The sequence below is a fragment of the Tepidiforma sp. genome (assembly GCF_034432735.1).
Lineage (GTDB): Bacteria > Chloroflexota > Dehalococcoidia > Tepidiformales > Tepidiformaceae > Tepidiforma.
The window spans coordinates 1-11,520 of the sequence record NZ_DAOUBJ010000004.1 but is presented as its reverse complement, the minus strand read 5'-3'; the positions used below and the strand labels follow the sequence as shown (position 1 = coordinate 11,520).

The 11,520-nt window shown below is 65.5% G+C and carries 18 protein-coding genes and 3 pseudogenes; all 21 read right to left on the bottom strand.

Going from position 1 to position 11,520, the window contains the following annotated elements; genetic code table 11:
* A pseudogene (locus VAE53_RS00415) lies at positions 1-267 on the bottom strand (hypothetical protein); the annotation flags it as partial.
* 157 nt (positions 268-424) lie between these two features.
* Positions 425-823 carry a 30S ribosomal protein S9 gene (gene rpsI / locus VAE53_RS00410; RefSeq protein ID WP_322817377.1) on the bottom strand — a complete coding sequence of 133 codons (399 nt, stop codon included), beginning with the start codon at positions 821-823 and terminating at the stop codon, positions 425-427.
* A 308-nt stretch (positions 824-1,131) separates the two neighbouring features.
* Positions 1,132-1,539 (bottom strand): annotated as a pseudogene (gene rplM, locus VAE53_RS13130) (50S ribosomal protein L13); the annotation flags it as partial.
* A pseudogene (truA, locus tag VAE53_RS00400) lies at positions 1,536-2,270 on the bottom strand (tRNA pseudouridine(38-40) synthase TruA); the annotation flags it as partial. The pseudogenes truA and rplM, both read right to left, overlap by 4 nt.
* Before the next feature lie 28 nt (positions 2,271-2,298).
* Positions 2,299-2,925 (bottom strand): 50S ribosomal protein L17, encoded by a 627-nt coding sequence (rplQ, locus tag VAE53_RS00395; RefSeq protein ID WP_322817375.1) that lies wholly within the window; start codon positions 2,923-2,925, stop codon positions 2,299-2,301.
* Positions 2,926-2,929: 4 nt separating this feature from the next.
* Positions 2,930-4,129, bottom strand: a complete 1,200-nt coding sequence (locus VAE53_RS00390) for a DNA-directed RNA polymerase subunit alpha (protein WP_322817374.1) — start codon at positions 4,127-4,129, stop codon at positions 2,930-2,932.
* A gap of 26 nt (positions 4,130-4,155) precedes the next feature.
* Entirely contained in the window at positions 4,156-4,785 is a 630-nt protein-coding gene (gene rpsD, locus VAE53_RS00385; protein WP_322817373.1) for a 30S ribosomal protein S4, read from the bottom strand.
* Positions 4,786-4,799: 14 nt separating this feature from the next.
* On the bottom strand, positions 4,800-5,225 hold the full coding sequence (gene rpsK, locus VAE53_RS00380) for a 30S ribosomal protein S11 (protein ID WP_322817372.1): 426 nt from the start codon (positions 5,223-5,225) through the stop codon (positions 4,800-4,802).
* A gap of 12 nt (positions 5,226-5,237) precedes the next feature.
* Positions 5,238-5,618 carry a 30S ribosomal protein S13 gene (gene rpsM, locus VAE53_RS00375; protein WP_322817371.1) on the bottom strand — a complete coding sequence of 127 codons (381 nt, stop codon included), beginning with the start codon at positions 5,616-5,618 and terminating at the stop codon, positions 5,238-5,240.
* 7 nt (positions 5,619-5,625) lie between these two features.
* Positions 5,626-5,739 carry a 50S ribosomal protein L36 gene (gene rpmJ / locus VAE53_RS00370; protein ID WP_158067480.1) on the bottom strand — a complete coding sequence of 38 codons (114 nt, stop codon included), beginning with the start codon at positions 5,737-5,739 and terminating at the stop codon, positions 5,626-5,628.
* Positions 5,740-5,767: 28 nt separating this feature from the next.
* Complete coding sequence (gene infA / locus VAE53_RS00365) at positions 5,768-5,986, bottom strand: translation initiation factor IF-1 (protein WP_322817370.1); 219 nt, start codon at positions 5,984-5,986, stop codon at positions 5,768-5,770.
* Positions 5,987-6,014: 28 nt separating this feature from the next.
* Complete coding sequence (gene map, locus VAE53_RS00360; protein ID WP_322817369.1) at positions 6,015-6,785, bottom strand: type I methionyl aminopeptidase; 771 nt, start codon at positions 6,783-6,785, stop codon at positions 6,015-6,017.
* Positions 6,786-6,792: 7 nt separating this feature from the next.
* A complete protein-coding gene (locus tag VAE53_RS00355; protein WP_322817368.1) occupies positions 6,793-7,431 on the bottom strand; it encodes an adenylate kinase in 639 nt (212 codons plus the stop codon).
* 1 nt (position 7,432) lies between these two features.
* Positions 7,433-8,764, bottom strand: coding sequence for a preprotein translocase subunit SecY (gene secY, locus VAE53_RS00350; protein ID WP_322817367.1), 1,332 nt, complete (start codon positions 8,762-8,764; stop codon positions 7,433-7,435).
* Positions 8,765-8,767: 3 nt separating this feature from the next.
* Positions 8,768-9,241 (bottom strand): 50S ribosomal protein L15, encoded by a 474-nt coding sequence (gene rplO / locus VAE53_RS00345; RefSeq protein WP_322817366.1) that lies wholly within the window; start codon positions 9,239-9,241, stop codon positions 8,768-8,770.
* On the bottom strand, positions 9,241-9,426 hold the full coding sequence (rpmD, locus tag VAE53_RS00340; protein WP_322817365.1) for a 50S ribosomal protein L30: 186 nt from the start codon (positions 9,424-9,426) through the stop codon (positions 9,241-9,243). The genes rplO and rpmD overlap by 1 nt, the downstream gene beginning before the upstream one ends.
* Before the next feature lies 1 nt (position 9,427).
* A complete protein-coding gene (gene rpsE / locus VAE53_RS00335) occupies positions 9,428-9,943 on the bottom strand; it encodes a 30S ribosomal protein S5 (protein WP_322817364.1) in 516 nt (171 codons plus the stop codon).
* On the bottom strand, positions 9,944-10,309 hold the full coding sequence (gene rplR, locus VAE53_RS00330) for a 50S ribosomal protein L18 (RefSeq protein ID WP_322817363.1): 366 nt from the start codon (positions 10,307-10,309) through the stop codon (positions 9,944-9,946).
* The gene (gene rplF, locus VAE53_RS00325; protein WP_322817362.1) at positions 10,306-10,854 is read right to left on the bottom strand and encodes a 50S ribosomal protein L6; all 549 of its coding nucleotides are present in this window, start codon (positions 10,852-10,854) and stop codon (positions 10,306-10,308) included. The genes rplR and rplF overlap by 4 nt, the downstream gene beginning before the upstream one ends.
* 15 nt (positions 10,855-10,869) lie before the next feature.
* Positions 10,870-11,274, bottom strand: a complete 405-nt coding sequence (gene rpsH, locus VAE53_RS00320) for a 30S ribosomal protein S8 (RefSeq protein WP_322817361.1) — start codon at positions 11,272-11,274, stop codon at positions 10,870-10,872.
* Positions 11,275-11,306: 32 nt separating this feature from the next.
* The coding region (rpsN, locus tag VAE53_RS13135) for a 30S ribosomal protein S14 (protein WP_369294006.1) at positions 11,307-11,520 on the bottom strand (214 nt) is incomplete at its 5' end.

The following is an 11,520-nucleotide window of genomic DNA, read 5'->3' as shown; positions in this document are numbered from 1 at the left end:
GGGCGGTCTGGGGAGGGAGCGGACTTGGTCGAGGGTGAGTCGGATGGTGGGGGTGGGCGTGGGGGCAGGACCGGTGGGTTGGGTGGCTGGGTGGTCGGCTTGGGGTGTGGCCGGGGTCTGGGGGCTGTGGCCGGGGGTGTGGGGTTCTTGGGCGGTGGGGGTGGGGGTGGATGGCGGCGGGGCTGCCTTTCCGCCGGTCGTGGATTGGTAGGCGAGGGCTCCTGCGGCGAGGAGTGCGGCGACGAAGACGAGGTTCCCGGTGTTCACGCGTTCCTCCATGGTGGGGATCGGCGGGCGTGAGGGGGCGGCAGGGGGGCGTCAGCGAAACGCTGGGGTGACGGGATGGTGACGGCCGAGACGCGCCGAGGACCCCGGTGGCGGGGTCCTCGGTGGGTGTTGGGGATGGGGGTGGGTGGCCCGGGGATTAACGCTTGGTGAACTGGGGTGCCTTGCGGGCGCGCTTGAGGCCTGGCTTTTTGCGTTCTTTCATGCGGGCGTCGCGGGTGAGGAGGTTTTCGGGCCGCTTGAGGAGGGGTTTGACGGTGGGGTCGGAGGCGACGAGGGCGCGGGCGATGCCCATTTGGATGGCGCCTGCCCAGCCGCTGATGCCGCCGCCGGCGCATTTGATGGTGGCGGAGAAGCGTCCTTCTCGTCCGAGGCGCTTGAGCGGGGCGAGTATTTCGACGCGGTGGGTGTCGCGGGTGAAGACTTCTTCGAGGGGTTTGCCGTTGACGATGATGGCGCCTGGGCCGGGGATGAGGCGGACGCGTGCGACGGCGGTTTTGCGGCGCCCGGTGCCGTAGTAGTACTGCTGCTCGGCCATGGTGGTTACTCCTCGGTCTCTTCTGCTTTTTTGCGGCGGCGAGCGGGTTTCTGTTGGGCTTCGGTGGTTGGCTCGGTGGATGCGGCCGGGGGTTCGGTGGTGGCGGGGGCTTCGGTGGGTTGGGCTTGCTGCTCGAGGACGCGGGCTCGTGCGCGGCGGGCGACTTCGGCGGCTTGGCTGGATGGGGCAGCGGGGACGATGGTTTCGCTGCCGGTGAGCGGGCGAAGCCCCTTGGGCCTGTAGGGTGTGGTGGCGAGCTGGTCGAGGGCGGCTTTGCGAGCTTCCTGGGCGCGTTGGGAGGCGATGACCTGCGCCTGGTGGGGATGTTGGGGGCCGCCGTAAACCTTGAGGTGCCGCATCATTTGTTTGCCGAGGGGGCCTTTGGGGAGCATGCCCCAGACGGCGCGTTCGATGACTTTTTCGGGGAAGCGCTGGAGCTGTTCGGTGAAGCTGCGCGATTTGAGGCCGCCTGGGTAGCCGGAGTGGCGGTAGTAGACGCGTTCTTGGGCTTTTTTGCCGGAGACGCGGACTTTGGCGGCGTTGACGACGATGACGAAGTCGCCGTCGTCGAGGTGGGGCTCGTAGGTGGGTTTGTGTTTGCCTCGGAGGAGGGTGGCGATTTGGGTGGCGACGCGGCCGAGTGGCTGGCCGGCGGCATCGATGACGTGCCAGTCTTTATAGATTTGGGAGGCTTTGATGCGAACGGTGGTGTTCATGGTGTGTATCCCTCGTCGTACCAGACGCGTTCGAGACAGAGGCCGTGGGCGGGAGCGAGGTGGGTGAAGGCTCCGGGCCGGGGCTGTTCGAGCAGGCTGACGATTTCCTCCTCTGTTGCGGCGTGGCGTCCGACCCGGACGAGGGCGGCGACGATGCGCCGGACCATCTGGGGCAGGAACGCGTCTGCCTCGATTTCGATGTGGAGCCATTCGCCGGTGCGATGGACTCCGGTGGTGAACACGGTGCGCAGGGGTGAGCGCCCCGGTTCGAGTTTGCCGGCGAAGGCGCTGTAGTTGCGCCGGCCGATGAATGCTGCGGCGAGGTGCTGCATGGCTGGTAGATCGAGGGTGCCCTCGAGGTACCAGGCGTAGCGGCGGGCGAGTGGGTCTCGCGCCTCGCCGTTGGCGATGGTGTAGCGGTACTGCCGGCGGCGGGCCCAGCGGCGGGGGTCGAATCCCGGCGGGACTTGGCGCACGGCGCGCACTGCTACATCTTGGGGCAGGAGCGCGTTGAGCGCATGCCCGATGGTGGCTGCTTCGAGCCGGGTTTCGGCGGTGAAGGCGGCCACCTGGCCTCTCGCGTGGACGCCGGTATCGGTGCGTCCGGCGAGTTGGACGCGGACCGGGGCTTGGAAGAGCCGTCCGGCGGCGCGTTCGAGTTCTTGTTGGACGGTCCGGCCGTTGGGCTGGACTTGGGAGCCGACGAAGTCGGTGCCGTCGTAGCTGACGGTCGCCGCGAATCGCTTCGCGGTGGCCGGTTCAGTCGTTCTTTTCCTCCTCGGGTTGGGTTTGGGCCGCGGTTTGGGCCTGTGGTGTGGTGGTGGCTTCTGCTGTGGTGTCTGTTTCTGGTGCGGTTTCGGGTTCGGTTTGGGGTGCGGGGCTTTCGGCTTCGGGGGCGGCGGGTTGGGCGGTGCGGGCGGCTTCGATGTCGGCGGCGGCGCGGGCTGCGGCGGCGGCGCCGGGGGTGGGGGTGCGGGTGGTGGTGGGTGGGGCGGTGACGCGCTGGGGCCGCGGCATGGCGACGGAGCCGGCGATGTCGACGAGCTCGATGGTGGCCATGCGGGCGCCATCGCCTTTGCGGGGCTCGAGGGCGGTGATGCGGAGGTAGCCGCCGGGGCGGTCTTTCATGCGGGGGCCGATGTCGTCGAAGACTTTTTTGACGACTTTGGGGTCGTAGAGGAAGCGGAGGGCCTGGCGGCGGGCGTGGAGGTCGCCGCGGCGGCCGAGGGTGATGATGCGCTCGGCCATGGGCCGGATTTCTTTGGCTTTGGCTTCGGTGGTGGTGATGCGCTCGTACCGGAGGAGGTCGGTGACGAGGTTCCGGTAGAGGGCGATTCGGTGGCTGGTTTCGCGGCCGAGGTGGCGGCCGGCTACGCGGTGTCGCATGGGGCTACTCCTCGTCGTCTGCGCCGATGAGGTCTTCGGCGCTACCGTCTTTGAGCAGGGCTTCTTTGAGGGCTTTACCGAGGGCGCTGAGGTTTTCTTCGTCCTCTTCTTCGTCGTCCATGATGATGGCGCTGGTGCGGGTGGCTGTCCGTGCGGCTGCGCTTCCGGGGCGTGCTGGGCGAGCGGCGGGACGGGTGGACTGTTCGACGAGTGGGACGAGGCCGGGTTGGTTGGGGTCGATGTAGCCGAGCTCGATGAGCCGTTCGCGGAGTTCGTCGTAGGATTTGCGGCCGAAGTTGCGGAGGCTCAGGAGTTCGTCTTCGGTTTTTTCGAGGACTTGGCCGACGGTCATGAGGCCGGAGCGTTTGAGGCAGTTGTAGGCGCGGACGGAGAGCTGGAGGTCTTCGATGGGGGTGTTGTAGCGGTCGGGCGGCATGAGGAGCCCGCCGGGGCCGCCGGTGGCGATGGCTGGGTGGTAGGCGTGGGCGAGCTCGGGCCGGGTGTGTTGGATGAAGAGGGTGAATTGTTCGACGAGGATTTCGGAGCTGAAGCCGACGGCTTCGACGGGGTCGATGGTGCCGTCGGTCCAGACTTCGAGGATGAGGCGGTCGTAGTTGGTGGATTGGCCGACGCGGGTTTTTTCGACGCGGTAGTTGACTTTGCGGATGGGGGTGAAGATGGCGTCGACGGGGATGACTCCGAGGGGGAGCCCCTCGATGGTGCCTGCGGGCTGGTAGCCTTTGCCGAGTTCGGCGTGGAATTCGGCGCTGATGCGGCTGCCGGGGGTTTCGAGGCGACCGAGGTAGAGGTCGGGGTTGACGAGTTCGAAGTCGGCGGGGACTTGGAGGTCGGCGGCGGTGATGACGGCGGGGCCTTCGACGTCGAGGGAGATGGTGGCGGGCCGGTTGGAGATGGGCTTGAGCCGCACTTCTTTGAGGTTGAGGAGGAACTCGGTGGTGTCTTCGGCCATGCCGGGGATGGCGGAGAATTCGTGCTGGACTTGGTCGATGCGCGCGGAGGTGATGGCTGCGCCTTCGAGGGAGGAGAGGAGGACGCGCCGGAGGGCGTTGCCGAGGGTGATGCCGTAGCCGGCTTCGAGGGGTTCGGCGACGAGGCGTGCGTAGGTTTGGGTTTGTTCTTCGACGGTGAGCTGGGGTTGGGCGGTTTGTGCCGACGTTTGCCCGAGCATCTCCAGTGAATCCATGGTGGGTGCCCTCAACCGTGACGGGGTTAGCGCGAGTAGTACTCGATGATGACGTTTTCGTTGAAGAGGTGGGTCTCACCGGGGACGACGGCGGGTGGGGCGGTGACTCTGCCGCTCATGTTGGCGACGTCGAGGGTGAGCCAGGTGGGGGGGTTTTTGGATTTGATGGTCTCCTGGACGATTTTGTAGAACTCGCTCCGCTGTCCGCGCGGGGTGAAGGTGATGGTGTCGCCTTCTTGGAGGTGGGCGGAGGGGATGTCGATTTTTTTGCCGTTGACGGCGATGAGGCCGTGGCGAACGATTTGGCGGGCTTGGGCGCGGGAGTCGGCGAAACCAAGGCGGTAGACGATGTTGTCGAGCCGGGTTTCGAGCAGGCGGACGAGGTTTTCGCCGGAGACGCCGGGGCGGCGGATGGCTTCTTTGTAGTAGCGGACGAATTGTTTTTCGAGGATGCCGTAGGAGGCGCGGGCGCGCTGTTTTTCGCGGAGCTGGAGGCCGCGGTCGCTGATTTTGCGGCGGCGCGCTGGGCGTGGGCCGGGTGGGTTGGGGCGGCGCTCGAAGGCGCATTTGGGGGTGAAGCAGCGTTCGCCTTTGAGGTAGAGTTTTTCGCCGTGGCGGCGGCAGAGGCGGCAGACGGGGCCGGTGTAGCGTGCCATTGGTGTTCGGGCTCCTAGACGCGGCGCCGCTTGGGTGGGCGGCAGCCGTTGTGGGGGATGGGGGTGACGTCGCGGATGGCGGTGATGGTGAGGCCGGCGGCCTGGAGGGAGCGGATGGCGGCTTCGCGGCCGCTGCCGGCTCCGCGGACGTAGACTTCGACGGACTGGAGGCCGTGCTCCATGGCGCGGCGGGCGGCGTTTTCGCTGGCCATTTGGGCGGCGAAGGGGGTGCCTTTGCGGGATCCTTTGAAGCCGGAGGCGCCGGCGGATGCCCAGGCGATGACGTTGCCGTTGGGGTCGGTGAGGGTGACGAGGGTGTTGTTGAAGGTGCTCTGGATGTAGGCGCGCCCGCGCGGGATGGACTTGCGTTCGCGTCGCTTCAGGCGGCGGTTTTTGTCGGCACCACGTTTTTGGTCGGCACCACGTTTTTGATCGGCCATGGGGAGCTCCTGTTACTTCTTTCCGGCGCGCTTTTTGCCGGCGACGGTTTTGCGGGCGCCGCGTTTTTGGCGGGCGTTGGTGCGGGTGCGCTGGCCGCGGACGGGGAGGTTGCGGCGGTGGCGCTGGCCGCGGTAGCAGTTGATTTCGATGAGGCGCGCGATGTTCTGGCGGACTTCGCGGCGGAGGTCGCCTTCGACGATGTAGTTTTTTTCGATGACTTCGCGGAGGCGAAGGATTTCTTCGTCGGTGAGGTCGCGTGCGCGGGCATCGGGGGAGATGTTGGTGGCGGCGAGGACTTCTTTGGCGCGGGTGGGCCCGATGCCGTAGATGTAGGTGAGGGCGACTTCGAGTCGCTTGTCGGCTGGGATGTCGACTCCGGCGATACGTGCCATGTGGCGTTTACCCCTGGCGCTGTTTGTGTTTGGGATTTTCGCAGATGACCATGACGCGACCGTGCCGGCGGATGACTTTGCACTTGTCGCAGCGTGGTTTGACGGATGCTCGTACTTTCATGGCTCTCCTGGTGGTGGGCCGGGTGGGCCTATTTGAATCGGTAGGTGATTCGTCCGCGGCTGAGGTCGTAGGGTGAGAGTTCGACGAGAACGCGATCGCCGGGAAGGATGCGGATGTAGTTCATCCGGATCTTTCCGCTGACATGGGCGAGCACTTCGTGGCCGTTGGCCAGCTCGACCTTGAACATGGCGTTGGGGAGGGGTTCGACCACGGTGCCCTCGACTTCGATCGCGTCCTTTTTTGCCATAGACCCTCGTGCGGTGATGTTGGGAACGTCAGGGGAGGGTGAGGATTTCGGCCTCACCCTCGGCGCGGATGGCGATGGTATGTTCGAAATGACAGCATAAGCTACCGTCTTTTGTGCTTACGGTCCAGCCGTCGGGCCCTTCGATGACTTCGGGCGAGCCGGCGGTGACCATGGGTTCGAGCGCGAGGACGAGCCCGGGTTTGAGCTCGGGCCCGCGGAAGCGCTGGCGATAGTTTTCGACGTGTGGTTCTTCGTGCATGTCGCGGCCCACGCCGTGGCCGCCGTACCCTCTGACGATACCAAATCCGTGCGGTTTGATCGCGTCTTCGATGGCGCCTCGGATGTCGTTGAGGTAGTTGCCGGGGCGGGCGGCGCGGATGCCGGCCCAGAGGGCTTCTTCGGTGACGCGGATGAGTTTTTCGGCGAGCGGGCTGATTTTGCCGACGCCGACGGTGATGGCGGCATCGCCGACGTAGCCGTTGAGGGTGGCGCCGAGGTCGAAGGTGACGATGTCGCCTTCTTGGAGTTGGCGGTCGACGGGGATGCCGTGGACGAGTTGTTCGTTGATGCTGATGCAGATGTTGGAGGGGTAAGGGGGGTAGCGCGGGGAGGGGCGGTAGTTGAGGAAGGTTTCTTTGGCGCCGGCTTTTTTGAATTCTTGGCGGACGAAGGTTTCGATTTCGCGGATGTTGAGGCCTGGCCGAACCATTTCTCGGATTTGGGCGAGGGTGCGCCCGACGAGGCGGCCGGCTTCGCGCATGAGGCGGATTTCGTCTTCGGATTTGAGTTTGATGGCCATGGTATTGCTACTTGATGGCCTCGAGGAGGGCCTGGGTGACTTCGTCGAGGGGGCGTTGGCCGTCGATTTCGCGGAGGACGCCTGCCTGGCGGTAGTGTTGGATGAGGTCGGCGGGGGGCTTTTGTTTCTGGAGGCGTTCGCGGACGACTTCGGGTTTGTCGTCGTCGCGTTGGTAGAGTTGGCCGCCGCAGGTGTCGCAGATGCCGGGTTTTTGGGGTGGGTCGTTCTGTTGGTGGTAGAGCCGGCCGCATTGGCGGCAGATCCAGCGTCCGCTGAGGCGGTTGACGAGTTCTTCGTCGGAGACGGTGATGAGGAGGGCGCGGTCGACGCGGGCGCCACGGCTGGCGAGGGCTTGGTCGAGGGCGATGGCTTGGGCGAGGTTGCGGGGGAAGCCATCGAACATGGCGCCGGCTTGGGCGTCGTCGCGACTTATGCGTTCGAGGAGCATGCGGATGGTGATTTCGTCGGGCACGAGTTCGCCGCGGGACATGTATTGGTTGGCGAGCTGGCCGAGTTCGGTGTTGTTTTTGACGTGCTCGCGGAACATGTCGCCGGTGGAGATGTGGAGGAGGCCGGTGGCGGCGGCGATGCGTTGTGCTTGGGTGCCTTTTCCGGCGCCGGGTGGACCTAGGAGGACGATGTACACGTTAGCGGATGAACCCCTCGTAGTTGCGCATGAGTAGTTGTGCTTCGAGCTGTTTCATGGTGTCGAGGACGACGGCGACGACGATGAGGAAGCCGGTGGAGGAGATGGTGAGGGCGCGGACGTCGGTGAAGAGGCCGACGAAGAAGGGGATGATGGCGACGAAGCCGAGGAAGATGGCGCCGGCCCAGGTGATCCGGGTGACGACGCGCATGAGGTAGGCTTCGGTGGGCGGGCCGGGGCGGATGCCTGGGATGAAGGCGCCTTGGCGCTGGAGGTTTTTGGCGATCTGTTGCTGCTGGTACTGCACCATGGTGTAGAAGAAGGTGAAGATGACGACGAGGATGAAGAGGATGAGCCAGTACCAGCCGGTGCCGCCGCCGCCGCGTCCGCCCTGGAATTGGTCGACGAAGAAGTTGGCGACGGAGCCGACCCAGCCGCCGGAGCTGATGAAGTAGGAGGCGATGGTGGCGGGGAGGATCATGATGGAGAAGGCGAAGATGAGGGGGATCATGCCGGCCATGTTGACGCGGAGGGGGATGTGGCTTTGGCCTTGTTGGCGGTACATGCGGCCGCCGCGGAAGGCGGACCGGGCGTATTGGACGGGTACGCGGCGTTGGGCTTCTTGGAAGAAGACGACGAGGTAGATGAGGGCGAGGGCGCCGAAGGCGAAGCCGAGGACGGTGAGGATGCTGGTGGTGGTGATGTTGGGGATGAGGGAGGGGAGTGTGGCGACGATGCCGCCGAAGATGATGAGGGAGACGCCGTTGCCGATGCCGTTTTCGGTGATGAGTTCGCCGAGCCAGACGAGGAACATGGTGCCGGCTGCGAGGGTGAAGAGGGTGGCGAAGGTGCCGATGACGTCGTTCTGGAAGCCGAAGTCTCGGACGACGTCGGTGCCCTGGGCGTTGATGAAGAGGATCTGTCCGTAGCCTTGGATCATGGCGAGGGGCACGGTGACCCAGTGGGTGATGACCTGAATCCGCCGCCGGCCTTGTTCGCCTTCTTCGGCGAGGTTGCGGAGGGAGGGCACGAGCGGCTGGAGGATTTGCATGATGATGGAGGCGGTGATGTAGGGGTAGACGCCGAGGGCGGCGACGCTGAGGTTCTGGAGGGCGCCGCCGGAGAAGATGCTGAGGAAGTCGAGCAGGGCGTTGCCCTGGAAGGCCGAGCGGAGGGCGTCGCGGTCGACGTTGGGCAGGGGGACGTGGGCGACGAAGCGGAAGACGACGAGCATGGCGAGGGTGAAGAGGAGCTTCTGCCGGACGTCTTCCTGGCGGAAGGCATCGACCATGGCTTGGAGGAGCCGGGGGCGCTGCGCTGCCTGGACGGTCATGGGTTAGCTGTCCTTTTGGCCGGGCTCGGTGATGAGGATGGCGGTGCCCCCGGCGGCTTCGATGCGGGCTTTGGCGGTGGCGCTGAAGGCGTGGGCGGTGATGGTGAGTTTGCGATGGAGTTCGCCGCGCCCGAGGATTTTGACGGGCTGGCGAAGGTGTTTGAGGATGCCGGCTTGTTCGAGGGTTTGGGGGGTGATGGTGGTGCCGTCTTGGAAGCGGTCGAGGGCTTCGAGGTTGACGGGCTGGTAGGGGATGCGCCACTTGTTGTTGAAGCCGCGGAGGACGTGGAATTTGCGGGAGGTGGGGAATTGCCCGCCTTCGAATGCGTCGTAGGGGAGGCGCTTGCCGGAGCGGGAGGATTGGCCTTTGAGGCCGCGGCCGGCGTAGGTGCCGTGGCCGCTGGCGTTGCCGCGGCCGACGCGTTTTTTGGGGTGGGTGGCGCCGCGCGGGGGGCGAAGGTTGTGGGCACCGTGCATTAGGCGTCTCCTTGGTTGATTTCGACGAGGTGGGAGACTTTGGCGAGCATGCCGCGGATGGCGGGGGTGTCGTCGACCTGGATGGTTTGTTGGAGCCGGCGGAAGCCGAGTCTGCGGATGGTGTCTTTTTGGTCTTGGTTGTAGCCGATGGCGCTTTTGCGCCAGGTTACGGTGAGGCGTGCCATGTCACTGTTCTCCCCGTGCGATGGCGAGCCGTCGTTCGCGGGCGCCATCGGTTTCTTGCATGGTGGCGAGTCCGCGGAGGGTGGCCTGGGCGACGTTGACGGGGTTGCGGGAGCCGAAGGTTTTGGCGAGGACGTCGGTGACGCCGGCGGCTTCCATGATGGCGCGGACGGCGCCGCCGGCGATGACGCCGGTGCCGTGGCTGGCGGGTTTGAGCATGACTTTGGCGGCTTTGAAGCGGACCCAGACGGGGTGGCTGATGGTGCCGCTTTTCATGGGGATGCGGACCATGTTGCGGCGTGCTTGGGCGGCGCCTTTGCGGATGGCTTCGGGGACTTCGTTGGCTTTGCCGAGGCCGACGCCGACGGAGCCGTGTCCGTCGCCGACGACGACGAGGGCGGAGAAGCTGAAGCGGCGGCCGCCTTTGACGACTTTGGCGACGCGGTTGATGTAGATGACTTTTTCGGAGAGGTCTTCTGGTCCGGGTTGTTCGAAGCGGTCCGGGCGATTGTCGGCCATTTAGAACCCCAATCCTGCTTCGCGCGCGGCTTCTGCGAGTGCGCGAATGCGTCCGTGGTAAAGGAATCCGCCGCGGTCGAAGACGACGGTTGCGATGCCTTTGGCGCGCGCGCGTTCGGCGATGGTGGCTCCGACGAGTGCGGCGCGTTCGGTTTTGGTTTTGCCGCGGGCCTGCTGGGCGAGGGCGGGCTCGGTGTCGCTGGCGGCGGCAAGGGTGTGCCCTTTGGTGTCGTCGATGATTTGGGCGTAGATGTGTTGGGCGCTGCGGAAGACGTTGAGGCGCGGGCGCTGGGGGGTGCCGGTGATTTTTTTGCGGACGCGGGCGTGGCGCCGTTTGCGTGCGAGGACGCTGGTGGTGGTGCTCATTTCTTGCCTACCTTTCCGGATTTGCCGGCTTTGCGGCGAACGCGTTCGCCGAGGTAGCGGATGCCTTTGCCTTTGTAGGGCTCGGGCGGCCGGATGTGGCGGATGTTGGCCGCGATTTGGCCGACGCGCTCTTTGTCGATGCCTTCGATGGTGATGCGGGGCCCTTCGACGTTGAAGCGGATGCCTTCGGGCGGGGCGACGATGACGGGGTGGGAGAAGCCGAGGGCGAGCTGGAGGGATGAGCCTTGGAGCTGGGCGCGGTAGCCGACGCCTTGGACTTCGAGGACTTTGGTGAAGCCGGTGGTGACGCCGGTGATCATGTTGGCGAGGAGGGTGCGGGAGAGGCCGTGGAGGGCGCGGACGTGGCCTTCGTCGCTGGTGCGGCGGACGGTGAGGGTTCCGTCTTGGCGTTCGAAGGTGATGGTCCGGGGGAATTGGCGGGCGAGTTCGCCTTTGGGCCCTTTGACGGTGATGTGGTTGTCGTCGGTGATGGTGATGGTGACGTTGGGTGGGATGGGGATGGGTTGTCGGCCGATTCGTGACATTGGTGCGGCGCCCCCTTACCAGACGTAGCAGAGAAGTTCGCCGCCGACTTCTTGGCGGCGGGCTTCCTGCCCGGACATGACGCCTTTTGGCGTGGAGAGGATGGCGATGCCGAGCCCGCCGTAGACGCGCGGGATTTCGCGTCGTTGGACGTAGACGCGAAGGCCGGGGCGGGAGACGCGCTGCAGGCCGTTGAGGACGGGCTGTTTGCGGCCGCTGTAGCTGAGCTCGACGCGGAGGTTGGGCTGGGGTTTGCCGGGCTCTTCGATGACTTGGTAGTCGCGAATGAAGCCCTCTTCTTTGAGGACTTTGGCGATGGCGATTTTGATTTTGGAGGCCGGGATGTTGACGCTTTCGTGCCGCGCGGCGTTGGCGTTGCGGATGCGTGTGAGCATGTCGGCGATGGGGTCACTGACGGTCATGTGCGATCTCCCCCTGGCGTTTGCTTGCGCACTTACCAGCTGGACTTGGTGACTCCGGGGAGGAAGCCCCGGTGGGCGTACTCGCGGAAGGTGATTCGCGAGAGTCCGAATTTGCGGATGTAGGCTTTGGGCCGGCCGGTGACGAGGCAGCGGTTGTGGATGCGGGTGGGGCTGCTGTTGAGGGGCAGTTTGCGGAGTTCGGCGTAGAGCTCGGCGACGCGTTGGGGGTCGCCCCAGGCTTTTTTA